Here is a 24,006-nt window from a genome sequence, read left to right on the forward strand (position 1 = left end):
CATGCCACTCAATATCCCAAATCTGCTGACTTGGTTACGTATTATGCTTATACCGGTGTTTCTCGGGGTATTTTACCTGCCTGACACAACACTTTCTCTACATCACAAGCATTTACTCAGTACGGTGATATTCGCGTTGGCCGCTCTCACAGATTGGTTAGATGGTTATCTGGCGCGCGCGCTCAATCAGACTTCCGCTTTTGGCGCATTTCTCGATCCAGTCGCTGATAAGCTGATGGTGGCTGCTGCATTGATTATGTTGGTAAAGCTTGGCTATGTGGATATGGTCATTGCGTTCATTATTATCGGTCGTGAAATTGCTATCTCTGCTTTACGCGAATGGATGGCCCAGCTTGGTGAAAGCAAGAGCACCGCGGTTTCCATGCTGGGTAAGGTGAAAACTGTATTTCAAATGATCGCCATATTGTTGCTGCTTTGTCATGAATCATTGGTGGGGTTGCCTGCTAATGCATTGGGTACATTGTTGATTTATCTTGCTGCTATCTTGACATTGTGGTCAATGATTTATTATTTGAAACTCGCGTTGCCACAAATTATACGCAAATAGGGGGAGGGTATTATGTTGCATGAAAGATCCCCTTTTAGTGGTAAGGCGTGACACGAAATAAAGTGTCGCCATTAGGCTATACAGAAATAAATATTTCATTCGGCCAGCGACAAATGGCCCGAACATTATTGATTTTTTATCGTATGCGAGGTATAGTGCTCCGCTTTCGGGGTGTAGCGTAGCCTGGTAGCGCGCCTGCTTTGGGAGCAGGATGTCGGGAGTTCGAATCTCTCCACCCCGACCAGTATATCTTAGTGGTACAGAGTCGAATGGCTCCACAGGAAATTGTGCCCGTAGCTCAACCGGATAGAGCACCAGCCTTCTAAGCTGGGGGTTACAGGTTCGATTCCTGTCGGGCACGCCAACGACACATCTTGTTGATGTTTTACCCCGTGGTGGCTGTAGCTCAGTTGGTAGAGCCCCGGATTGTGATTCCGGTTGTCGTGGGTTCGAGCCCCATCAGTCACCCCATATAAATCAAGCAGTTTCAGATTGATACTGACTTACTTCGTAAAATGAAGCGCTGTTTGTAAGACAATTTCACCGCTTTAGATTTTCTACCAATCGATAGTTGTACCTTTGACCGGTATGTTTTCGGTTCTGTGGCCAGTCAACTCACTTGCTTTTCTTCCATCCTAGATCAGATCTGTGGCCGCTTTTGTGCGGAAGTCATGGAATGTGCATCGTTCGTTGTTAATTTGACTTACGCAGTTGAATTTCCTATCCTTTACCGTTGATTTGCATCAAGTCTTCGTCGGCAGTTGCTGCAACTGCATATCAGGCATCGTGCGAGCTACACATTGATTCAGCACGGTAGCTGCGACCTTCTTGCAGCCTCCGCAAACGCATGCTTTATTTAAGCAATGGAGAGGTTATGAACGGATTGCGGGTTATTTCTCTGGAGGCATTTATAGTGTTGTATATGTTGCTGGGGATTGTGCGGGCAACTTGGCCGAAAGGAAAGCTCGAGCACCGACACGTAGACGCTGTGGTCGTGAGCATTGATACAATAAGCCGGAACAAGGAGGAAAGCCCATGACCCCCGATGATATCGAGCGATTGGTCGCGCGCGCCGAGCATCTCATGTCGCGCTTTGAAGCGATTTTGCCACTGGCGCCTCCGATGCCAGACTGGAGCGCGTTGGCTCAGCGCTGGCGCACGACGCATCAGGCCCGCGGCTGGCTGGAGCCGCTGCACGTGTTGCAACCCATTCATCTCTCTGACTTGAAGGATATCGACGATCAGAAGAAGCGCGTTGACGATAACACGCGTCAGTTTGTATGGGGCCAGCGCGCCAATAATGTATTACTGACCGGAGCGCGCGGCACAGGTAAGAGTTCCATTGTCCGGGCTATGCTGACGGAATACTCGGCTGAAGGTCTGCGCGTGATCGAGGTCGACAAAACTGATTTGGTCGACTTGCCGCACATTGTCGATCTAGTGCGCAAGCGCTCCGAGCGCTTCATTATCTTCTGCGACGATCTGAGTTTCGAAGACGGTGAACCGAGTTACAAGGCGCTCAAGACGGTGCTCGATGGCAGCTTTGCTTCTGTACCAGATAATGTGCTGGTTTATGCCACCAGCAATCGTCGCCACCTTATGCCGGAATACTTTTCCGAGAACCAACAGACAACGCACGGTGACGACGGTGAGCTACATCCCGGGGAAGCTGTAGAAGAGAAAGTTTCGTTATCGGATCGTTTCGGTCTGTGGGTGTCATTCTATAGCTTTAACCAGGAAGCCTATCTGCAGATCGTGCGACACTGGCTGGGTGTGTTCGGTGTCGATCTTAAGGACTGGGACGACGTGATCCGTCGTGAAGCGCTGCAGTGGTCGATGATGCGCGCGTCGCGCAGCGGTCGCGTGGCGTGGCAGTTCGCACGCGACTATTCTGGAAAAGCTGCGGGCTTACTAAGAATTACATAGGCTAAGAATTACATAGAGCCCTTTAAGTTTGGGCATTTGACATGGGTACGATTGCTTCTTGGTTATGTTCAGCAGCAAGTAGCATATACATGCCAGGTACTACGAACAGGGTGAACAATGTGCCTATCGATAAACCACTGGCGATCACTAAGCCCATATTAGAGCGGCTTACTGCGCCTGCACCGCTTGCCATGATGAGTGGCAAAACCCCCAGTACCGTGGCGGCAGTTGTCATTAATATCGGGCGCAAACGTAAGCCAGCAGCTTTCACAATAGCATCACGCTTGCTCAACCCCGTTTGTTGCAAGTTATTAGCAAATTCCACAATTAAAATGCCATTTTTTGAGATAAGAGCAATGAGTGTAACTAAGCCAACCTCAGTATAAATATTGAGCTTGGCGTGTCCAATACCGAGATTAATAAAAATCAATGCTCCCGCAATAGACATGGGCACGGACACCAAAATAATTGCAGGATCGCGAAAGCTCTCAAATTGAGCCGCAAGTGCCAGAAAAATAATTACAATAGCAAAGAAAAAGGTGAGTAACAGACCGCCAGATTCTTGTACAAACTGTCGTGAGGGTCCCGCGTAGTCATAGCTGTATCCAGCAGGCAAGGTTTTCTCCGCTAAAGTTTTAAGTCGTTCCAGTGCCTGACCTTGAGAAATAGTGGGAAAAGCCACTCCCTGTATGGTCGCCATATTTTGTTGCTGAAAGCGATTGATGGTTTCTGGTTCAGTACTGGTTTCCAAATGAGCCACTGTGGATAGAGGCACCATCTGTCCACTTTCGGTACGCAGATAATAGTTCTTGAGTTGATCTGCATTAAGTCGGAAACGTTGTGCTACTTGTGGAATAACTTTATAAGACCGACCCTCAAGTTCGAAATAGTTCACATACCCACCGCCCAGCATGGCAGACAGGGCAGAGCCTATGTCTTGCATATTTAGCCCAAGCTGGGACGCCATATTGCGATCAATTACTACTGTAGTTTGTGGCAGATCAATGCGCAAATCCGACTGTACAAAAATAAATTCGCCTGTTTTCTCAGCATCTTGCAAAAATTTCTGGGACACATCATAAAGCTTGGAGAATGGCTCTGTACTAGTAATCACAAATTGAATTGGCAAACCGCGCGCCCCCGGTAGTGGGGGTGGCTGGAAAAGTGCACTTTGCGTACCGGAAATTTTATTCAATTCATTTTGTACCTCGGGCTGTAGCTGAGTGGCGGTTTTAGTGCGCTCATCCCAAGGCTTGAGTACCATACCAGTGATAACCTGTGTCGGCATGTTTAGCTGAAATATGTGATCTGTTTCCTGATGTGACCTGTAAACTTTTTGAGTCTGCTCTCCAAATATTTCTCGTTGCTGTAGTGTCGCATCCGGCGCATTAAATGAGGCTGCAATCAACACACCCTGATCTTCCTGTGGCGCGAGTTCAGACATCGAAGTGGTGTAGAGAAAATAAATACCGCCCATCACCACTAACGCAAATATAGCTATTACATTGACAAAGTTAAGTGTGCCGTTCAGGGTTTTTTCATAACGAAGGTGTAAGCGTTCAAATCGTTTATCCAACCATACTACCAAACGATCTTGCCAATTGCCGCCCTCGCGTCTAGGCGGGCGCAGAAGACGCGAACACATCATCGGTGAAAGTGTCAACGCAATCACAGCTGACATAATCACAGCACCCACAAGCGTAAAAGCAAATTCGGTAAACAGCGCGCCAGTAAGGCCACTCATGAAACCTATCGGCAAATATACAGCTACAAGCACGACGGTCATCGCAATAATAGGATTAGCCAGCTCACGCGCCGCTTTTATAGATGAGTCAAAGGGCGACAACCCTTCTTCCAGATGACGACTTACGTTTTCTACTACGATGATAGCATCGTCCACTACTAGTCCGATGGCAAGTACCAGCGCTAGGAGCGTGAGCAGGTTAATGGAATAACCTAATGCCAGCATCACAGTGAAGGTTCCTATCAGGGAAATTGGTATAGCAATCACCGGAATCAGCACCGAGCGTAGCGAGCCCAAGAAAATAAACACCACTGCAGTGACAATTAAGACTGCTTCCACAAGCGTTTTAATTACCTCGTTAATTGACGAATTGACGAATTTGGTCGAGTCATAAACAACATTGCTATTCAAACCCTGCGGTAACTGGGCCTCGATTTCAGGCATGGCTTTGCGTACACGGGCGACTACATCCAATAGATTTGCACCTGGGGCAACCTGAATAGCCACATATACCGCTTTTTTACCGTCAAAAGACACACTGGAGTCATAGTCATCAGCGCCCAAAGTAACATTCGCGACGTCTGCCAAGCGCACTATCGAACTGCCCTCTTGCTTGATGACCATCTGCTTGAATTCATCTACTGAGCGTAGTGCCGTAGAAGCGTTCAGATTGATTTGCACCATTTGGCCCTTGGATTGGCCACTGGATGAGAGAAAGTTGTTTGCAGCCAAAAGTGCGTACACATCGGCAGCGGTGAGACCAACAGCAGCGAGTTTTTGTGGGTCAAGCCATGCCCGAAGGGCGAAGTTTTTTGCACCCAGCAATTCGGCAACTTGCACACCTTCAATCGCTTGCAGCTTGGGTTGTACGGAACGTACAAGATAGTCAGTAACTTGGTTAGGTTTGAGAACATCGCTATAGAAACCGATGTACATCGCGGCTATAGTTTGCCCGATGCTGACGGAAAGTGTGGGTTTTTGCGCCTGCGGCGGCAATTGATTGAGAACAGCATTAACCTTAGTGTTGATTTCAGTTAATGCCTCGTTTGGATCATAGTTTAATCGAAGATTCGCAGTAATAGTGCTCACACTCTGGGTACTGTTCGAGGTCATATAATCGATGCCATTAGCCTGAGCTACAGCATTTTCCAGAGGAGTAGTGATGAAGCTAGTCACTAGATTGGCACTGGCGCCTGGATAAGCAGTGTTGATCGTAATTACGGCATTTTGAGTGTAAGGATATTGCAGCACCGGCAATGAAGCAAGCGAGCGTAAGCCCAGAACAAGTATCACCAAGCTAATGACGGTTGCCAAAACTGGGCGTTCGACGAAGATGTCAGTGAACTTTCTCATCGCAGCTCCAGCACTGTTGCTCATTCGTCTTTCACCTCAGGATTGGGATTATTTGACGGTTGCACACTATTATTTACAAATACCGGAGTGCCATTGCGTAGCTTGAGTTGACCCGAAGTGACCACAACCTCATTCACTTTCAGACCGCTAAGCACCGCCACCTGATCGCCGCGTACAAGGCCGGTAGTAACAAAACGCTGCTCGACCACTAGCTTAGGCTTGCCATCGGCCCCCTTCCCTTCATTTTTCACTATGAACACGGTGCTACCGTAAGGGTTATAAGAAATAGCTGAATTCGGCAGGGTGACGTACTGTTTTTTATCTCCTCTCTTTACCTGTGCCGTAGCAAATAATCCGGGTAGCAATTCACCATTAGGATTGGCAATGCTTGCTCGTACTTTGAGGTTACGTGTGGATATATCCACCTGCGGTTCAATCGCGGAAATGGTACCGGTGAAAGCTTTGTTTGGAAACGCATTGGTTTGTACAGTGACGCTCTCGCCGGCATGAATCAAGTCAATCTGGGCCTGTGGTACCGTAAAGTCCAGATACATGGGGTCAAGTTTTTGCAGGTTTACAAGCGTAGTGCCTGGCGCCAGATATTGACCAAGATCTACTTGGCGTATACCCAGCTGGCCAGAAAAGGGAGCACGGATACTTTTTTGTGCAATGATTGCTTCTTGCATCGTTACCTGCGCCAAGGCACTTTTCAAATTGGCTGCCGAAATATCTACTGCAGCTTGGCTGACTGCCTGCATTTTGAGTTGAGCCAGGTCGCGGTCGAAAGTTTGTTTGGCGAGCCGAACGGCAACCTTGAGCTGTTCGAGCTGAGCTTTAAGCGGCGCGGCATTCAGTTCTAATATCAGCTGACCCGTTTTCACCATTGCTCCAGAATCAAAGTGTATGGCTGTCACTATGCCGCTGACCTCGGCTGCCAGGCTGGTGCCATTAGAAGCACGCAGATTGCCTACCGCTTCGACTGAAGGTTGCCAAGTGGATGTTTGTGCTACGGTAGTAGATACACTTTGCGGTGGGTTAGCCTGTCCTTTGATAGACTGTTGTATCATTTTGTTGCGAAATTGTTGAAAAGCATAAATTCCGCCGAATATTATTGCAGCTATGAGCAGCATAATGACCATGCGCTTGGTCGTGCCTTTAGTCATGAAAATACTCCATGCTCACTTTGGGTTCAAAAGATGCCGCACAAAACCTTTGTGCTCGGTATTCTGCATTGCTAATTGAGTAGGCTGCGGCGGTATCTCCGCTCGTTGCTTTGATGCGGCAACCCAGCCACCACCCATAGCCTGATAAAGCGCTGCGGTATCCGTCAAACGCTGAACTTGCGCGGCAATTAAGTTAATCTGAGTTTGTTGCGCCTGTTGTTGCGCGGTAAGTAGCTGCAAATAATTCACTCCACCTAATAAAAATTGCTGTTGGATAAGATTAAGCGATGCTTGTGCCGATGCATCGGCGGCGGCTTGTGCTTGTAATATTTGCGCGTCATTGTCTAGTGCACGCAGAACGTCAGCAACATTACGTAAAGCTTGCAACACGGTTTGGCGATAGTTAGCTGTTGCTGCATTGAAACCAGCTTCTGCTGATTTAATCCCAGCTTTGAGGCCGACATTGAACAATGGCTGCGTTACTTGACCTACCAAATTCCAAATCATTGATCCGGCTCCGAATAAACTGGATGCAGCAAGAGCCTGCGAGCCCAGAGTAGGAGACAAGTTAATTTGCGGATAGCCAGTGGACACGGCCACCCCATATTGTGCATTTGCTACATGCAACAAGGCTTCAGACGCTTGAATGTCAGGACGCTGACGCACCAGTTCTGAAGGTATGATAAAAGGAAGGTCTGCCGGCAAATTAAAATCTGCTAAAACAAATTTAGGTATTTGCGCCGTGCCGGGTAGTTGACCCACTAACACAGCAAGCAAGTGATTTGTTTTCTCAAGATTGTTACGCAAAAGCGGAATGCTGGCGCTGGTTTGCTCTACCTGGGTAAGTAAAGCAAATTCGTCACTGCGCGGCACAGCCCCCAGTTGGAAGCGTTGTCTCGTAATATTCAGCTGTTTTTTTTGCGCTGCCAAAATGGCCACAGTGGCCTTAAGCTGTGCGGTAAATTGTGCCTGTGACATTGCAGTAGTCGTGATGTTGGCAGCAAGCGTAAGTCGCGCACCTTCAAACTGGTAGCGTTGATAGTCAGCCTGCGCAGCAAAAGATTCGAGAGCGCGGCGGTTGCCCCCGAACAGATCAAGGTTATAACTAACCGTTACGCCAGCGTTATACAAATCGAATATTTTGCTTCCGCCTGGCTGACCAAAAATTGAAGGATTGAACTTTTGACGCTGTGTACCCAGCTTGGCATTCACCTGGGGGTACTGCAAGGAACCCGCTTGCGCAGCATAGGTTTGCTGTGCTTGAAACAAAGTAGCTTGCGCCGCATCTAACGTTGGGCTGGCATTTAGGGCTTGGTCGATGAGCGCATTAAGTTTGGGCGAGCCAAAATTTTGCCACCAATTCACGGGCACATCTTTTCCGACCACGAAATGTTGCGCTCCGCCAAAGTTACCTTGTGCTGTTGCAGTTTGCAGCGGTAATTTTTGTGGGGTGTAACTTGTTACAGCGGGCGGGTCAGGTTGCTTAAAATCAGGCCCTACACTCGTACAACCAAACAGCGATAGGGTACCTCCCAATAGCAACCCTGCGGTTAGCCGTGAAATAAACCTTATAAAGGCGGGGCAGTCCTTTATATACAAATTTTTAATTTTAAATAGCAAACCTGGAACACTTATTTTTATCGAAGTTTAATAATAACAGATTTTGGAAATCATTAAGATTGCCAGCGTTTCCCCGTATGAACGGCCAAGGAAATTTGGCTGTTTTACCGCATTCCAGCTTCGAGCCGTTATTAAACAAGCTTTTCCAAACGACACAGGTGTTGTAAATTTGCTTAACGAGGATCACGGAAAGGTTTCACTGTTCCGCAGTTTTCACTAATCCATCGACCGTCAGTGTAGGCACGTTCACTAACAGGATTGCCTTGTACAACTCCATTGAATTCAGTTCGTCCTGTAAAACTTTCTGGGCTCGTAAAAATCCCCTCAGTTACGCCATTCCCCTTAAGGACGGAGTTTTCACAGATAAGGTTTATTTTGTAGTCGTTTCCAGTTTGGACAGAATTTTTAACATCACATCCATATTGATTTTGATTCAAAACAGTTGGAATTTTTTGATTCGCCATTTCCTGGGTAATGCAAACCTGAGATGTTGCTGCCCCATTACTAATCTTGGGCATATCAAGTCCGTACTGTTTAGCCAAATTCGTCAAATTTTGCATTTGATCCGGCGGAATCATTGTTACAAGCGATAACAAGCCTGATGTCGTCGTCATTTCCCATAATCCCGGGCGCATATGAGATTCTGCTGAGTTTGCTGTTGATACCGCGAACAACAATGATAGTGAAAGAATAATTTTTTGCATCGGGCCTCCGGAACGTGATTGATAATTAATGGCTCAAAGTGAGTCAATTTAGAAATTTGATTATAGGCTTTTGATCATTTAGGCTTGGCAGAGTCTCTCGGTGGACCAGAAGAAACGTAATTGTAAGCATTTCTCCATCCATTAATACAGCCAAGTGGAGTTTGAAGTGGCAAGGTACAGTCACTGCGTAGTTGGGCAGTTTGACTGGCAAATAAGTTCAAATATATCCTAACTAGACTAATAAGCACGGGTGGAGCATGTGTTCTGATGATCAATCGGCAGTTTGGCTTCAATAACACGCGCTACCCTCGTGGTTTATAGGTCCGGATAGTTTATCTATTCGCTACATCTGAGAGCTTTAATGTTGACGCTACCCGAAAATAAATCTACATTAAATTCCGCCAAAAATATGAAACATTAACCATACCGAGGGAGTGCCATGCCCACCAGCATCAAATCAGTTTTGCAAGAAACCCGCGTTTTTCAGCCTGCCCCTGCATTCGTCGAACAAGCGAATGTTTCTGGTATGGCAGCCTACCAAGCTCTGTGCAGGGAGGCAGAACAAAATTATGAAGGGTATTGGGCACGGCTAGCACGGGAGCATATCGTATGGCACAAACCGTTTAATACCGTGTTAGATGAGAGTCGCGCGCCATTTTACGCGTGGTTCGCGGATGGCGAATTGAATGTTTCTTATAATTGTCTGGATAAGCATCTGGCCACGCAACCTGAAAAAACTGCGCTGATTTTTGAGGCGGACGACGGCCAAGTGACCAAGATTTCCTACCGCGAGTTGCACGCTCGCGTGTGTCAGTTTGCCAATGCGTTAAAGTCACGCAATATTCAGAAGGGCGATCGTGTCGTTATCTACATGCCCATGAGCATCGAGGTGGTGATAGCGATGCAGGCATGCGCGCGCATTGGCGCAATCCATTCAGTCGTTTTTGGCGGCTTCTCTTCCAGAAGCCTGAATGAGCGTATCGAAAATGCGCAGGCGTGTGCCGTCATTACTGCTGATGCGCAATTCCGCGGCGGTAAGATGATGCCGCTCAAACCAGCCGTGGATGAGGCGCTGAGCATGGGTGGTTGTGATGCAGTGCATAGCGTAATTGTTTATAAGCGTGCGGGCGATGATGTGCAGTGGAATGCGAAACATGACCTGTGGTGGCATGATCTGATTGCTGGTCTTTCATCTACGTGCGAACCGGAATGGGTGGGTGCGGAACATCCATTGTTCATTTTATATACCTCAGGTTCTACCGGAAAACCCAAAGGAGTGCAGCATTCCAGCGGCGGCTATCTGCTTGGCACGATGGTTTCCATGCAATGGGTATTTGACTATAAGCCTACTGATATTTTTTGGTGTACCGCTGACGTGGGCTGGGTGACTGGCCACAGCTATGTTGCATATGGTCCGCTGGCGATGGGGGCGACGCAAGTGATATTTGAGGGCGTGCCCACTTGGCCCGATGCCGGACGTTTCTGGAAGATGATTCAGGATCATCAGGTCACCACTTTTTATACTGCGCCCACCGCCATCCGCTCGCTGATTAAATTAGGGGGCGAATTGCCGAAGCAATACAACCTTTCCAGTCTGCGTTTGCTCGGTAGCGTTGGCGAGCCGATCAATCCAGATGCATGGATGTGGTATTACACCATAGTCGGCCAGTCGCGTTGTCCCATTGTTGATACCTGGTGGCAGACCGAAACCGGTTGTCACATGATTGCACCACTGCCGGGAGCAATGGCAACCAAACCTGGTTCCTGCACCCTGCCGCTGCCCGGCATAATGGCCGCCATCGTTAACGAAGCAGGTGACGAAGTGCATGACCAACATGGAGGGTTTCTTGTCATCAAACGTTCTTTCCCGTCTCAAATCCGTACCATATGGGGTAATGATGAGCGCTATCGCAAAGGCTACTTCCCAGAAGAAATGAAAGGCGCTTACTTGGCGGGCGATTCAGCACACCGCGACGAGGACGGTTATTTCTGGATCCTGGGACGCATTGACGACGTACTGAAAGTATCCGGCCACCGCTTGGGAACTATGGAGATAGAGTCTGCGCTGGCGTCAAATCCGTTGGTGGCGGAAGCCGCTGTCGTTGGAAAGCCGCATGAGATAAAAGGAGAGGCCATAGTGGTATTTGTGGTGTTAAAAGGCTCGCGACCGAAAGATCCCACTACGGAAAAAGAAGTGTCGGAAATTCTGCGTAATTGGGTCAGCAAGGAACTCGGCCCAATCGCCAAGCCGGACGAAATCCGCTTCGGGGACAATCTGCCAAAGACGCGCTCCGGCAAGATTATGCGTCGCCTGTTGCGCGCCCTTGCCAAGGGCGAAGAAATAACACAGGACATTTCGACGCTGGAAAACCCGGCGATTCTTGAACAACTAAAGCACGTTATTCAATAAACCAGGAATTGCAGTCGGCGTAGCTTTCTATAGTTTGTACCGAAAGCGCAGTGTCGGTTATACCGTCAATTTTCCGATATCGCTATAGATATGCAAGATCATAAATATAAAATTAAAGACACCTTTAATAATGCGGCAGAAGGCTATGACAAGCCGGCACTGCGCTTTTTTTCAGTGGCGGCAGAACATTTGGCGAACAACATGAAGTTTGCTGGAAATGAACATGTTTTGGATGTGGCCACTGGCACAGGGTTGGTTGCGCTGGCATGTGCACAGCGGTTGAGCGCAGGGCATGTGACGGCCATTGATTTATCCGACGGAATGTTGGCGAAAGCGAAGATCAAAGCTCAGGAGCAGCAGTTAACTAATCTCGATTTTTTATGCCTGGATATGGAGGCCGCAAATTTTAACGCCGACTCATTTGATGCCGCTTGTTGTGGTTTTGGCATCTTCTTCCTGCCTGATATGGAGGCCGGATTCAAGGCCATCGCCAAACATGTCAAACCCGGCGGCGCTATTGGAATCTCAAGTTTTACGGGCGCGGTTATGGAACCCCTAGCGCAAAAATTTATCGAGCGCATTCAGACCTATGAGGTAGCTATGCCATCGCTATCCTGGAAACGACTGGATAGCGTAGAGAAAATCCATATTTTGTATCAAGCAGCGGAGCTGGAACGATTGCATACGTATACCTATCAGGTTGGATACCATCTTGCTGGGTTTGAAGAATGGTGGGATATTTTATGGTATAGCGGCTTCCGCGGATTATTGAGTCAGCTTTCTTCCTTTGATTTAGCACGCTTCCGGCAATCGCATCAGGAAGAAATAGAATTACTTGTCGAAGAGCAAGGCATTTGGATGAATGTTGAAATTCTCATCAGCGTGGGCTATAAACCCGTATAGAAAAATATTCTGCTGTTACCCGGCTACACTCACGCAGCCGCCATTGCCACAACAACTTTAGTCAATATGTCTTCCCTTCCGCAAGATTCGTTCATGGACTCATTACACGACCCCGCAGTGCGCGACCTCGCATGGGTTATCGGTTCGCCGGGATTGCTGGATGAAACTTGGGCCGCGTATGCCGGACGTGTGGTTGACGACGCATGGTGCCATGCGCAATTAAAAACATGTATTCAGTGGTTGACTGGATTGGATAATGACCCGCACAGTCTGTATGACTTTATTGCCCAGCGTTCAACGCGTCGCCTGGGCCAATATTTTGAATCGCTCATTGCATTCTGGTTAGCACGCATCCCCGATACGCAAATTATTGCCACCAATTTGCAGGTTCAAAATGCGCAACGTATCTTGGGTGAATATGACTTTTTATTTCGTGATGCCGATGGAAATGTTTGTCATTGGGAAACCGCTGTAAAGTTCTACCTGCAAGCAGAGCCATTGTTCGAGCAACATGCATTTATCGGCCTTGCGGTGCGCGATCGGCTCGATATTAAATTGGACCGCGTATTTCAACATCAACTTGAATTAGGCCACACACCCGCCGGGCGTGCAGCACTGCCACAAGGGGTAGCGCTGAAAAAAACACAGGCTTTCATCAAAGGCTACCTGTTCTACTCTGCAACACAAGCAGGAAAATTTTTTAATCCTATCACCCCAATCCCTGGCGTATCGGTCAATCATTTGTCTGGCTGGTGGATGCGTCATCCGGTAGGTTCACTACCGCAAACAACATCGGATAGTTACTGGACTATATTGCCACGTTTACGCTTCTTAGCTCCGGTACGCCTGGATGCTGAAGCCAGCGTGATGCGGCAGGCTGAGATATGCACAGCACTCGATGCACATTTCGGGGTTTCTGACGAGCCTGTGCAGGTGATTGAACTCCAGCATGGTGCGGACAATAGCTGGCGCGAAGCGACACGGGGATTTGTAGTGTGTAGTAAATGGCCAGTAATCAACACCTGAAATAGGCTGAAAGAAACTGTACGCCAACGTTTTGTTAAGCTTGAAACGGAGGTATCACAAAAAGAAAAAATACTAAAAGTGATAACAGCGAGAAACTTCGAGAAACATGTGAAACACACTGTTCACGCGGTTGATAGGCTTAATGAGCTCGAAGCTTCAGTGTCGGAATTTTTTACAGTGTCGGCCAAAAGTTACCTAAGGAAATACTGATTTATTCCCGCGCATTGGTTGGAGTAATTCGTTAATCTGAGAAAGCCAATTCTTTGATAAAAACCACAAAACTCACCCCGGTGGCTCTGGTAGAGTGAATTATTCAGCGTTTCCCTAAAACCGTTGTAACTTCCCCTATGTGCGCGTTAGCAAATAAGCGTGGCTTTATCACGATAAAAATGTCTCGCAAATAGGATGAGCACATCGGACATGACTCGCGATATCAACGATAATTGGAATATAGCGGGTGGGCGATATATAGCGCGCGTTGCGACAAATCAAGCTTTCTATCGCGTAGCGATAAAAAAATTCAGGGGCAATAAACCGTTTGCTGTGGCACAGCAGTTCTTGTGGGAGACAGGTAGCGCATGGCCAAATCCGAGGCAAAAACTCGTTCTGAGCTCATTAACCAGCAACTTGCGCAGTCCGGCTGGAATGTCAAAGATCCTACGCAGGTCATAGAAGAGTTCGATATTCTGACGGCTTTGCCACAAGGTATTGCGGAGCCCCGCACCCCCTACGAGGGCCACCAATTCAGTGACTACGTATTGCTGGGCAAAGATCGCAAACCTCTTGCCGTCATTGAGGCCAAAAAATCGAGCAAGGACGCTGCCATCGGCCGCGAGCAGGCAAAACAATATTGTTACAACATTCAGAACCAACTCGGCGGTGAGTTGCCATTCTGCTTTTATACCAACGGACTGGAAACGCATTTCTGGGATATAGGGAGCTACCCTCCGCGCAAAGTCGCTGGTTTCCCGACGAGAGATGATTTGGAGCGTTTCCAGTACATCCGCCGCAACCGCAAGCCGCTCACCCACGAATTCATCAATACCTCGATCGCCGGGCGTGACTACCAGATTCGCGCTATTCGTGCGGTACTGGAAGGCATCGAACAACAGAAACGCGATTTTCTGTTGGTCATGGCCACCGGCACTGGCAAAACCCGTACCTGTATTGCCATGACGGATGCACTGATGCGCGCAGGCCATGCCGAGAAAATCCTGTTCCTCGTGGATCGTATCGCACTGCGTGAGCAGGCGCTGGCCGCCTTCAAGGAGCATCTGCCCAACGAACCGCGCTGGCCCAATGTTGGCGAAAAACTGATTGCAAAAGATCGTCGCATCTACGTTGCCACGTACCCGACGATGCTCAACATCATACGCAATGAGTCCCAGAGCCTCTCGCCACATTTTTTTGATTTCATCGTGGTCGATGAAAGTCATCGCTCCATCTACAACACCTATGGTGAAGTGCTCGACTATTTCAAAACCATCACGCTAGGTTTGACGGCAACACCTACTGACATCATCGATCACAACACCTTCCAGCTTTTTCATTGCGAAGATGGTCTGCCGACCTTTGCCTACACTTATGAACAGGCCGTGAACAACGTGCCGCCTTACCTCTGCAATTTTCAGGTCATGAAAATTCAGACAAAGTTCCAGATGGAGGGCATCAGCAAGCGCACTATTTCATTGGACGACCAGAAAAAACTGATCCTGCAAGGCAAAGACGTTGAAGAAATCAACTTCGAAGGCTCGCAGCTCGAAAAGCAGGTGATCAACAAAGGCACCAATACCTTGATCGTCAGGGAGTTCATGGAGGAATCCATCAAGGATGCCAATGGTGTGTTGCCCGGCAAGACCATCTTCTTCTGCGCAACCAAGGCGCACGCCCGGCGCATGGAAGAAATTTTCGACAAGCTCTATCCGCAATACAAGGGTGAGTTGGCCAAGGTGCTCGTATCCGACGATCCGCGCGTTTATGGCAAGGGCGGTTTGCTGGATCAATTCACCAACAACGATATGCCGCGCGTTGCCATCAGCGTGGACATGCTCGATACCGGTATCGACGTGCGCGAGATTGTTAACCTCGTGTTCGCCAAGCCGGTGTATTCCTATACCAAGTTCTGGCAGATGGTGGGGCGCGGCACACGCTTGCTGGAAACCAGCAAACCCAAGCCCTGGTGTACCGACAAGGACATGTTCCTGATTCTCGACTGTTGGGACAACTTCGAATACTTCAAGCTGAACCCCAAAGGCAAAGAGCTCAGGCCCCAATTGCCGCTGCCTGTGCGGCTGGTTGGCCTGCGCCTGGACAAGATCGAGAAGGCCAGCGACAGCGGTCATGCCGATATCGCCGCGCGTGAAATCGCCAAGCTCCGCCTGCAAATTGCCACGCTGCCCAAAGAGTCGGTGGTGATCAAAGAAGCTGCCGCTGCACTGGCGCGGCTGGAAGAAGAAAATTTCTGGATCAGCCTCACGTACGCAAAGCTGGAATTTCTGCGCGCCGAGATCAAGCCGCTGTTCCGCACCGTTTCGGAAGCCGACTTCAAAGCCATGCGTTTCGAGCGTGACCTGCTGGAATACTCTCTCGCACTGCTCAATGAAGACAACGAACAAGCCGACACTCTCAAGGAAGGTATCGTGGAGCAAATCAGCGAGCTGCCACTCTCAGTCAGTTTTGTTAAACAGGAAGAGGCACTAATTCGTGCTGCGCAAACCAAGCACTATTGGGCCAAGGCGGACGAAGACGCCTTCGACGAGCTCACTGTAAAACTTGGCCCGCTGATGAAGTTTCGCGAGCAAACCACCGGCCAAGACCAAACGCATCTTGATCTAGCTGATGAACTTCACAAGAAGGAATGGGTGGAATTTGGCCCGCAGCACGAGGCCGTTAGCGTCAGCCGTTACCGCGAAATGGTCGAGGCGTTGATCGTAGAGTTGACCGAGCACAACCCTATCCTGCGCAAGATCAAAAATGGCGAAACAGTGAGTGCTGATGAAGCTGCTGAACTGGCCGCGCTGTTGATTGAGGAGCACCCGCACATCACTGAAGCCCTGCTGCGCCAGGTCTACAAAAACCGCAAAGCGCATTTCATCCAGTTCATCCGTCACATTCTCGGCATCGAGGTGCTGCAAAGTTTCCCCGACACCGTCAGTACAGCTTTTGATCAATTCATCCGCGCACACACAACCCTTAACAGCCGCCAGCTGGAGTTCCTCAGCCTGCTGAAAAGCTTCATCGTTGAACGCGAAAAGGTGGAGAAACGGGACCTCATCAACACGCCCTTTACGGTCATTCACCCGCAGGGCATACGTGGTGTGTTCAGTCCGGCCGAAATCAACGAAATCCTGCAGCTCACCGAGCAGTTGGCCGCATAACGCCGCACCATAAAACCAAGGAATCCAGCCCATGCTGCAAAACAACCCCGAACTCAAAAGCAAAATCGATCAGCTCTGGAACAAATTCTGGAGCGGTGGCATCAGCAACCCGCTTACCGCCATCGAGCAGATCACCTACCTGCTATTCATGAAGCGGCTGGATGAGCTGGATCAGAAAAAACAGGCGGATGCCGAATTCACTGGCGAAAAATACACCTCAAAATTCGAAGGGAAATGGATACCGCCGGAATACCGCGCCAAATCGCGCGAGGGTGATACCCAAGTTGAAACGGATAAAAAAATCTCCGATGGCAAGATGTTTGAAATAGACAAGCGTACTTTGCGCTGGAGCGAATTCAAGCGCATGCAGGCAGAAGACATGCTGCAACACGTGCAGGGTAAGGTCTTCCCGTTCCTCAAGGATTTGAACGGCGCCGAGTCCAACTTCACCCACCACATGAAGAACGCCGTGTTCATCATCCCCAAACCAGCGCTGCTGGTGGAAGCGGTGAAGACCATTGACGAAATCTTCGAGGTGATGGAGAAAGATTCAAAGGAAAAAGGCCAGGCCTTTCAGGACATCCAGGGCGATGTCTACGAAATGCTGCTGTCCGAGATCGCCACCGCAGGCAAGAATGGTCAGTTCCGCACCCCGCGCCACATCATCAAGTTAATGGCCGATCTGGTGCAGCCGCAACTCGGCCACAAAATTGCCGACCCGGCCTGCGGCTCTGGTGGCTTTTTGCTCGGTGCCTATCAATACATCGTCACGCAACTGGCCATTAAGGCTGGCACCAAAAATCTCACGCCCGATGAAGATGGATTCGTTCGCACCTCGGTCGCCGCCGCCCTCACCGAAAAAGCCCAGGCCATTCTGTCCAGTTCACTGTGGGGTTACGACATCGACGCCACCATGGTGCGCCTGGGGCTGATGAACCTGATGATGCACGGCATCGACGAACCGCACATCGACTACAAGGACACGCTGTCCAAGAGTTTTGTCGAAGAATCTGAATACGACATCGTGATGGCCAATCCGCCCTTTACTGGCAGCATTGACAAGGGTGATATCAACGAAAACCTGCAACTAGGCACGACCAAGACTGAACTGCTGTTCGTTGAAAACATCTACCGCCTGCTCAAAAAAGGCGGCACCGCCTGCGTCATCGTGCCGCAGGGCGTGCTGTTTGGTTCCGGCGGCGCCTTCAAAACCCTGCGCCAGTTGCTGGTGGAGCGTTGTGACCTCAAGGCCGTAATCACCCTGCCTAGCGGCGTGTTCAAACCCTACGCCGGGGTCAGCACCGCCATCCTGCTATTCACCAAGGTCTGGGGGCCGAAAGACAAAGTCACCCAACCCGCCACCGAACACGTCTGGTTTTTTGAGATGGCGGCCGACGGCTACAGTCTGGATGACAAACGCAGCAAGCAGGAAGGTAATGGTGATCTGCAAGACATCATCGCCCAATTCCATAACCGCCACGCCCGCAACCCGGCCGCCCCTGATCAAGAAAGCGACCGCACGGCGAAGTGCTTTATGGTGCCACGCACCGAGATTGAAGCCGAAGGCTTTGACCTTTCGCTTTCCCGCTACAAGCAGGATGTGTTCGAGGAAGTGCACTACGACGCTCCGGGCGTAATTCTGGACCGGCTGATTCAGGCCGAAGTGGGTGATGTGGACGAGGTGGAGCTCGCCAAGGTACAGAGCGGCATCGTGCGCGAATTGCTGGCGTTGAGGAGGATGATTGGATGACGAATTCACGTGAAGACGAACGGCTCACCAGAGGAAGGCAGAAACCGCAGGCATCATTTCCGGTTGCCGGGAGCCGCCTTGATTTACCGGTGGATTATCACGCAACGTTGGCCAACCTTAAACAACGCATCAAAAACGAACGGCTGCAGTTAACGCTAACCGCCAACGCCACGATGACTCTGCTTTATTGGGATATAGGCCGGGTCATTCTCGACCGCCAAAACCAGCAAGGATGGGGCGCAAAAATCATCGACCATCTTTCCGAAGACTTGAAACTGGCTTTCCCGGAAATGAATGGATTTTCCCCGAGAAACCTTAAATACATGCGTAAATTTGCCCAGCAGTGGCCGAAACGCGAAATAGTGCAGCGGGCCGCTGCACAAATTCCATGGCGCAGCAATCAACTGCTGCTGGATAAGCTGGATCATGAAGAAAAACGCCGCTGGTATGCGGAACAAACCTTACAAAACGGCTGGTCGCGGGATGTTCTGGCCATGCAGATTGAAAACCGGCTCCACGAACGGCAAGGCAAGGCCATTCAGAATTTTGACCTGACCCTGCCACCGGACGATTCCGACATGGCCGTGCAAATATTCAAAGACCCCTATCTGTTTGATTTCTTGGGTACAGCGGATACACGCAAAGAGCGCGAAGTCGAACAAGCACTTATCGATCATGTGCAACAATTTTTGCTCGAACTCGGCAGTGGATTTGCCTTTGTCGGCCGCCAGACCCTTCTCGAAGTAGGTGATCAGGATTTTCGACTCGACCTGCTTTTTTATCATCTCAAGTTGCGCTGTTATGTGGTTATTGAACTGAAAGCGGTTCCCTTTGATCCCGCCTTCGCCGGAACCTTGAATCTTTATCTGTCCGCCGTGGATGACCTGCTCCGCCACTCCGATGACAAACCGACCATTGGCTTGCTGCTGTGTAAAAGCAAAAACGATGTAGTCGTGGAATATGCCCTCGATGGCTACCGCCGCCCTATGGGCGTCGCCCAGTGGGAAACCCAGCTAACCCAAAGCCTGCCGGACGACATGAAAGGTTCACTGCCAAGCATCGAAGAGATTGAGGCCGAACTGAAAGAAGCGGGAGGTGAAGAATGAGGGGATGGAACCACGGAATGCACGAAAAAAGTATGGTGATGGTAAAAAATAAAGTTCGTGAACTGTTGGGGATGATGGAATGAAGTGGTATCCGTTTGCAGAGGTTGTCAGTGATGTGACCTCGAAGTTCAGAAAAATTAAGGCATCCGAATACCAGCCAGCGGGTCAATTCAAAATTATTGATCAGGGAAAAGATGCGATTGCTGGTTATACAAGTGACAAAACACTAATAAATGATGAGCAACTACCAATCATTATTTTTGGTGATCATACTCGGATATTGAAGTATGAAGAAAACCCTATTGCGCTTGGTGCGGATGGCGCAAAAGCTCTAAAAGTTGATCCGGAAATTGCTAATACTCTGTATGTCTATTACTACCTGAAATCCATCAAACTAAAGGAAGCTGGGTATAGCCGACATTTCAAATTTCTAAAAGAAACAAAAGTCCCAATCCCAACGAAAGATGGCAGGCCAAGCCTCGACGACCAAATCCGCATTGCCCATCTGCTCGGCACAGTGGAAGGGCTGATCGCCCAGCGCAAACAGCGCCTGCAACAGCTCGACGACCTGCTCAAAAGTGTGTTTCTGGGAATGTTTGGTCCCCAGTCAATTGGATATCTCAATTGGCCTCTGGTTGAAATCAAAGATCTTGCAGCCAAGCATAAGGGTGCAATGCGCACAGGGCCCTTTGGTTCACACCTTTTGCACAGCGAATTTGCGACTAAAGGTGACGTGGCGGTACTAGGTATTGATAACGCTGTACAAAATCGCTTTGCCTGGAGTGAACGCCGGTATATCACACACGAAAAGTACCGGGAGCTTGAGAGTTACCGAATTTTTCCGGGTGACGTGATAATCACAATCATGGGCACCCTTGGCCGTTCGGCGGTCATTCCCAAGGATATTCCCCTGACTATCAATACTAAACATTTGGCCGCAATTACTTTGAATACAGCCGTCGCCAATCCTTTATTTGTTTCTTACTCAATCCACTCAAGCCCATTTATTCTCAATCAATTTCGAAGCAAGAATCGAGGAGCAATCATGAGTGGCTTGAATCTCGGCCTCATTAAAGAGACAAAACTTAAACGTCCTCCAATTGAATGGCAGAACAAGTTTGCTGCCATTCACGAAAAAATCGATAGCGTTAAGTCGCGCTACAAACACAGCCTCACCGAGCTGGAAATCCTCTACGGTGCATTGAGTCAGCAGGCATTCATGGGCGAGCTGGATTTGTCGCGTGTGGTGTTGCCGGAGTCTATGTAATGATCAGGAAAATCGAGTCCATTGCTAAGCTGGGCGTGTTCAAGGACTTCGACTGGGATAGGGACGTGCGCGACAAAAGCGGCAATGTCCAGCTTTTGCAAGGTGGATTCAAGAACCAACCACAACAGTTAATGTTTAGTCGCGGATTTAGCGAGTTCCATATTGAGCAGGAGCTCGTTGTAAACCGCTACTGGCGTTCGAAATCCGAGCGATTTCCTCGGACGTGTATTTAAACTCCAAGCAATTTCATCCAACTGTTCTTGCGTGTAAACCGACAGGTCTGCCCCCTTGGGCAAATACTGGCGCAGCAGTCCGTTCGTATTCTCGTTCAAGCCGCGTTGCCACGGGCTGTGCGGGTCGCAGAAGTAAACCGCCATACCCGTTCGTTCAGTCAGCTGCACGTGTTTGCTCATCTCGCGCCCTTGATCGTAGGTGAAGGTCTTGCGTAGCTCAGGTGGAATTGCACTGAGCGCTTCACTGAAACCGTCCAGGGCCGATTGCGCCGTGCCATCAGTCATTTTGGCTAACACCACCATTAATGTGGTGCGTTCGACCAGCGTGCCGACTGAGGAACGGTTCATCGCGCCTTTGATCATGTCAGCTTCCCAGTGCCCCGGTATCAAACGATCCGCCACTTCCGGCGGACGCATATGGATGCTCTGCATTTCTGCTATATGCCCACGACCATCTGGAGCACGGGTCTTGGAACGGCGCTTGTCTCGGCTCCAGCGTAAGCTGGCAATCAATTCACGGCGCAGTTCACCACGCGGCATGGCGTAAAGCGTGTGGTAAATCGTTTCGTGGCTTACACGTTGTGAGGGCTGAGCTGGGTGCATACTTTTAAGTGTGCCTGCAATTTGCTCAGGTGACCATTTCTTCTTGAGATGTTCCTTTACTACTTCAAACAACGGATTCCTTTCCACGAGCTTCAATGGCCTACGGGGCTTGATTCGCAGACGGTGCGCCTGTTCGCCAGCCAAGGAGGCAACGTAGCCAGACTCACACCCCAAATCCCGTGCTATCTCGTTTGAGATAGTGCTTGGCGAGCGTTTCAAGTATCGCCCAATTTCCCTCAGTCCACTTCCTGCTCGTTTCATTAGCATTATCGTCGCGCGCTCTTCAGCATTCAACTGCTTGTAATGTTTTCCTGATTTCTCCATCCCAACACCTTAACCTCTCCAAGGTGTTGCGGTTGGTTATTGAGCGCGCCCAAGCTATCAATATCATCTACGGCAGAAACTATTCAGGCAAAACCACCCTTTCGCGTATCTTGCGCGCCATGGAAACCGGACAACTCTCCGATAAGTTTGAAAATCCATCATTTTGTGTAGCCTTTGCCGATGGGACGCAAACAACGCAAACCAGTTTGACAAACCACGGCAAAAAATTCGGGTATTTAACGAAGATTTCGTCCGGGATAATCTGCGCTTCATCACCAACCCGGATGACAACATTGAATCGTTCGCCATCCTCGGAGAAGACAATAATAAGATTGAGCAAGAAATTGGAGCTTTAGAAAAGGAGTTAGGCGCTCAAGAACAAGGGGAAGAAACCGGTTTATATGCACAGCGAGCTGAAATAAGAAAGGAATACGTCAAACACAAAGGCGAACATAAACAGACCTTTGATGCGTTGGAAAAGCAACTTTCTGATAAAGCCACGGACCGAAATATAGGCATAAAGTACAAGCCAGAGCGCTTTGGTGACCAAAACTACAACGTTACAAAGCTGAAAACTGAAATTGAAGAGGTCTTAAAGCCAAGTTATCAACCCTCTACAGGCGATCAATTGAGTAATTACGAAAAATTGATCGCTGAAAAAATACTGCAACCGGTTTCGCCATTTTGTCCCTCCAAACTGCAATTCGGTAATCTGGCAAATGAAGCAGAGATTCTTATCACCAAGAAAATTAGTGAGTCTGACAAAATCGAGGAATTGGCGAAAGACGCGGTCCTGAATCGCTGGGTTAGTGAGGGTCGATCTCATCACAAAGGAAAAAAGAGAGCGTGTGGTTTCTGTGGAAGCGCAATTACTACTGAACGCTGGGAGAAGCTGGAAAAGCATTTTGACGAAGAATCCAGCAAATTGGAAAAAGACCTTGATGTTTTCCTCAACAAAATCGAGACCGAAAAAAACTCTACATCGTTAGCGCTGTCAATTTTCGACCGCGCTGGACTGCTCGGGCTGTTGCAAGACCTGTACGCAGCCAACAAGGATAACCAAACCTTCCTGCACGCGCGTCTCAGTGTCTGGGCGACGATGTGCTCAAGCCGTACAAAACCACCATCGACCGCTGGCTGTGGCCCGATTTGTTCAAGAATCAGGATACTTCGGTCGCCAAGGCAAAAAAGCCTATCGCCGATTACAAGAAAGCCATCGGCCAAGCGGAAGGTCTGGCCGAACTGATGGTGTTTTATTGCGAACGGGCAGCGGGGTTCAGCAATGATGTCGGCCTGCAGGATGAGGGCTACTTCGATGCGCTGGTGCGAATGTTCGAGCAGGCCTTGAAAACCATCGCCAGTTTGGCCAACGTGCAGCGCCAGTCCTTATGGGCAAGGCTGGATACGGTGCGCCGCACCTGCCATAACTTCGGCTATGGCGTGGGTGACGATATGGACGACCTGCTTGCCGAGTATGAAGCCGATGATTGAACGCGATCAGTTGGCTGCGCTGCCTGCGGTACGCGTCCTGGCTTTTCTTAGTGCTGATATCCACATCGTTTCTATTTGCCTGTCACCAGCTCATCGGTAAAAGCTTAGTGGATTCTGGAATATTTTAGCGTCTTTGAGGTAGGTAAATTCCATCTGTGCATGCAACGCTTTAATAGCCCCGGAAATAGAAAAGCAATCAACTCTCGCCCCTTACTACCTCACCCAATTGGTGCGCTGCATATTTTAAAATGTATAAAATTGGTGCATGCAAACTTTCTCCTTTTGACATAATACATTTCAATACATTGTTTTTTTTAGTTAAATTATATTGGCACGGAAGCTGCTTTTAACTGACTGCTGACTGAGTATTCCTTAGTCACTTTTCAAGCTTGGCAAAGAAAGAAGGGCATGTATCTCCCGATTTATGCACCAATACAC

16 protein-coding genes, 3 tRNA genes and 1 pseudogene are annotated in these 24,006 nt (G+C 49.2%); 15 read left to right on the forward strand and 5 right to left on the reverse strand.

All coding sequences use genetic code 11. The features are described from left to right. Position 1 precedes the first annotated feature (1 nt). The 5 genes from pgsA (at position 2) to W01_RS00105 (ending at position 2,494) form a co-directional block, all read left to right on the forward strand. The gene (gene pgsA, locus W01_RS00085) at positions 2-568 is read left to right on the forward strand and encodes a CDP-diacylglycerol--glycerol-3-phosphate 3-phosphatidyltransferase (RefSeq protein WP_173051658.1); all 567 of its coding nucleotides are present in this window, start codon (positions 2-4) and stop codon (positions 566-568) included. 167 nt (positions 569-735) lie between these two features. Further along, a tRNA-Pro gene (locus tag W01_RS00090) sits at positions 736-812 on the forward strand. Positions 813-855: 43 nt separating this feature from the next. Then, positions 856-932: transfer RNA gene (locus W01_RS00095), tRNA-Arg, on the forward strand. A gap of 31 nt (positions 933-963) precedes the next feature. Further along, positions 964-1,039 (forward strand) — tRNA-His (locus W01_RS00100). 564 nt (positions 1,040-1,603) lie between these two features. Next, a complete protein-coding gene (locus tag W01_RS00105) occupies positions 1,604-2,494 on the forward strand; it encodes an ATP-binding protein (protein WP_173051659.1) in 891 nt (296 codons plus the stop codon). 22 nt (positions 2,495-2,516) lie between these two features. Here W01_RS00105 and W01_RS00110 read toward each other — a convergent pair whose 3' ends face one another. The 4 genes from W01_RS00110 to W01_RS00125 form a co-directional block, all read right to left on the reverse strand. After that, the gene (locus tag W01_RS00110) at positions 2,517-5,591 is read right to left on the reverse strand and encodes an efflux RND transporter permease subunit (protein WP_173051660.1); all 3,075 of its coding nucleotides are present in this window, start codon (positions 5,589-5,591) and stop codon (positions 2,517-2,519) included. A 20-nt stretch (positions 5,592-5,611) separates the two neighbouring features. Next, entirely contained in the window at positions 5,612-6,754 is a 1,143-nt protein-coding gene (locus W01_RS00115) for an efflux RND transporter periplasmic adaptor subunit (RefSeq protein WP_173051661.1), read from the reverse strand. A gap of 15 nt (positions 6,755-6,769) precedes the next feature. After that, positions 6,770-8,290, reverse strand: coding sequence for an efflux transporter outer membrane subunit (locus W01_RS00120; RefSeq protein ID WP_242006985.1), 1,521 nt, complete (start codon positions 8,288-8,290; stop codon positions 6,770-6,772). A 257-nt stretch (positions 8,291-8,547) separates the two neighbouring features. Next, the gene (locus W01_RS00125) at positions 8,548-9,078 is read right to left on the reverse strand and encodes a DUF3617 domain-containing protein (RefSeq protein ID WP_173051662.1); all 531 of its coding nucleotides are present in this window, start codon (positions 9,076-9,078) and stop codon (positions 8,548-8,550) included. 439 nt (positions 9,079-9,517) lie between these two features. Between W01_RS00125 and acs the strand changes: the two genes are divergently transcribed. From acs to W01_RS00160, 7 genes are all read left to right on the forward strand, one after another. Continuing rightward, complete coding sequence (gene acs, locus W01_RS00130; RefSeq protein WP_173051663.1) at positions 9,518-11,488, forward strand: acetate--CoA ligase; 1,971 nt, start codon at positions 9,518-9,520, stop codon at positions 11,486-11,488. 90 nt (positions 11,489-11,578) lie between these two features. Then, positions 11,579-12,391 carry a class I SAM-dependent methyltransferase gene (locus tag W01_RS00135; RefSeq protein ID WP_173051664.1) on the forward strand — a complete coding sequence of 271 codons (813 nt, stop codon included), beginning with the start codon at positions 11,579-11,581 and terminating at the stop codon, positions 12,389-12,391. A 93-nt stretch (positions 12,392-12,484) separates the two neighbouring features. Beyond that, entirely contained in the window at positions 12,485-13,417 is a 933-nt protein-coding gene (locus W01_RS00140) for a DUF1853 family protein (protein WP_173051665.1), read from the forward strand. Positions 13,418-13,995: 578 nt separating this feature from the next. Beyond that, the gene (locus tag W01_RS00145) at positions 13,996-16,794 is read left to right on the forward strand and encodes a type I restriction endonuclease subunit R (RefSeq protein ID WP_173051666.1); all 2,799 of its coding nucleotides are present in this window, start codon (positions 13,996-13,998) and stop codon (positions 16,792-16,794) included. A gap of 31 nt (positions 16,795-16,825) precedes the next feature. Further along, on the forward strand, positions 16,826-18,544 hold the full coding sequence (locus W01_RS00150) for a type I restriction-modification system subunit M (RefSeq protein WP_173051667.1): 1,719 nt from the start codon (positions 16,826-16,828) through the stop codon (positions 18,542-18,544). Beyond that, positions 18,541-19,650, forward strand: a complete 1,110-nt coding sequence (locus W01_RS00155) for a PDDEXK nuclease domain-containing protein (protein ID WP_173051668.1) — start codon at positions 18,541-18,543, stop codon at positions 19,648-19,650. Before W01_RS00150 ends, W01_RS00155 begins: the two co-directional genes overlap by 4 nt. A gap of 79 nt (positions 19,651-19,729) precedes the next feature. Then, positions 19,730-20,917, forward strand: coding sequence for a restriction endonuclease subunit S (locus W01_RS00160; protein ID WP_173051669.1), 1,188 nt, complete (start codon positions 19,730-19,732; stop codon positions 20,915-20,917). Between the two features lie 128 nt (positions 20,918-21,045). On the opposite strand, the gene W01_RS00165 is transcribed toward W01_RS00160, so the two are convergent. Continuing rightward, positions 21,046-22,077: an IS30 family transposase gene (locus tag W01_RS00165; protein ID WP_173051670.1), complete on the reverse strand. Its 1,032-nt coding sequence runs from the start codon at positions 22,075-22,077 to the stop codon at positions 21,046-21,048. A 23-nt stretch (positions 22,078-22,100) separates the two neighbouring features. Here W01_RS00165 and W01_RS14295 point away from each other — a divergent pair. The 3 genes and pseudogenes from W01_RS14295 to W01_RS13780 form a co-directional block, all read left to right on the forward strand. After that, positions 22,101-22,193, forward strand: a pseudogene (locus W01_RS14295) (hypothetical protein); the annotation flags it as partial. Between the two features lie 47 nt (positions 22,194-22,240). Beyond that, positions 22,241-23,323, forward strand: a complete 1,083-nt coding sequence (locus W01_RS00175) for an AAA family ATPase (protein ID WP_198421303.1) — start codon at positions 22,241-22,243, stop codon at positions 23,321-23,323. Beyond that, positions 23,323-23,568, forward strand: coding sequence for a hypothetical protein (locus W01_RS13780; RefSeq protein ID WP_198421304.1), 246 nt, complete (start codon positions 23,323-23,325; stop codon positions 23,566-23,568). Before W01_RS00175 ends, W01_RS13780 begins: the two co-directional genes overlap by 1 nt. The last annotated feature ends 438 nt before the right edge of the window (positions 23,569-24,006 follow it).

Source organism: Candidatus Nitrotoga sp. AM1P, assembly GCF_013168275.1.
Classification (GTDB): Bacteria; Pseudomonadota; Gammaproteobacteria; order Burkholderiales; family Gallionellaceae; genus Nitrotoga.

Excerpts from the sequence above, each read along its gene's own strand:
- W01_RS00140 (WP_173051665.1), top strand. The coding sequence starts at position 12,485 with ATGGACTCATTACACGACCCCGCAGTGCGCGACCTCGCATGGGTTATC.
- W01_RS00155 (WP_173051668.1), top strand. The coding sequence starts at position 18,541 with ATGACGAATTCACGTGAAGACGAACGGCTCACCAGAGGAAGGCAGAAA.
- W01_RS00110 (WP_173051660.1), bottom strand. The coding sequence starts at position 5,591 with ATGAGAAAGTTCACTGACATCTTCGTCGAACGCCCAGTTTTGGCAACC.
- W01_RS00160 (WP_173051669.1), top strand. The coding sequence starts at position 19,730 with ATGAAGTGGTATCCGTTTGCAGAGGTTGTCAGTGATGTGACCTCGAAG.
- W01_RS00105 (WP_173051659.1), top strand. The coding sequence starts at position 1,604 with ATGACCCCCGATGATATCGAGCGATTGGTCGCGCGCGCCGAGCATCTC.
- W01_RS00115 (WP_173051661.1), bottom strand. The coding sequence starts at position 6,754 with ATGACTAAAGGCACGACCAAGCGCATGGTCATTATGCTGCTCATAGCT.
- W01_RS00150 (WP_173051667.1), top strand. The coding sequence starts at position 16,826 with ATGCTGCAAAACAACCCCGAACTCAAAAGCAAAATCGATCAGCTCTGG.
- W01_RS00145 (WP_173051666.1), top strand. The coding sequence starts at position 13,996 with ATGGCCAAATCCGAGGCAAAAACTCGTTCTGAGCTCATTAACCAGCAA.
- W01_RS13780 (WP_198421304.1), top strand. The coding sequence starts at position 23,323 with ATGGTGTTTTATTGCGAACGGGCAGCGGGGTTCAGCAATGATGTCGGC.
- W01_RS00125 (WP_173051662.1), bottom strand. The coding sequence starts at position 9,078 with ATGCAAAAAATTATTCTTTCACTATCATTGTTGTTCGCGGTATCAACA.
- W01_RS00165 (WP_173051670.1), bottom strand. The coding sequence starts at position 22,077 with ATGGAGAAATCAGGAAAACATTACAAGCAGTTGAATGCTGAAGAGCGC.
- acs (WP_173051663.1), top strand. The coding sequence starts at position 9,518 with ATGCCCACCAGCATCAAATCAGTTTTGCAAGAAACCCGCGTTTTTCAG.
- pgsA (WP_173051658.1), top strand. The coding sequence starts at position 2 with ATGCCACTCAATATCCCAAATCTGCTGACTTGGTTACGTATTATGCTT.
- W01_RS00135 (WP_173051664.1), top strand. The coding sequence starts at position 11,579 with ATGCAAGATCATAAATATAAAATTAAAGACACCTTTAATAATGCGGCA.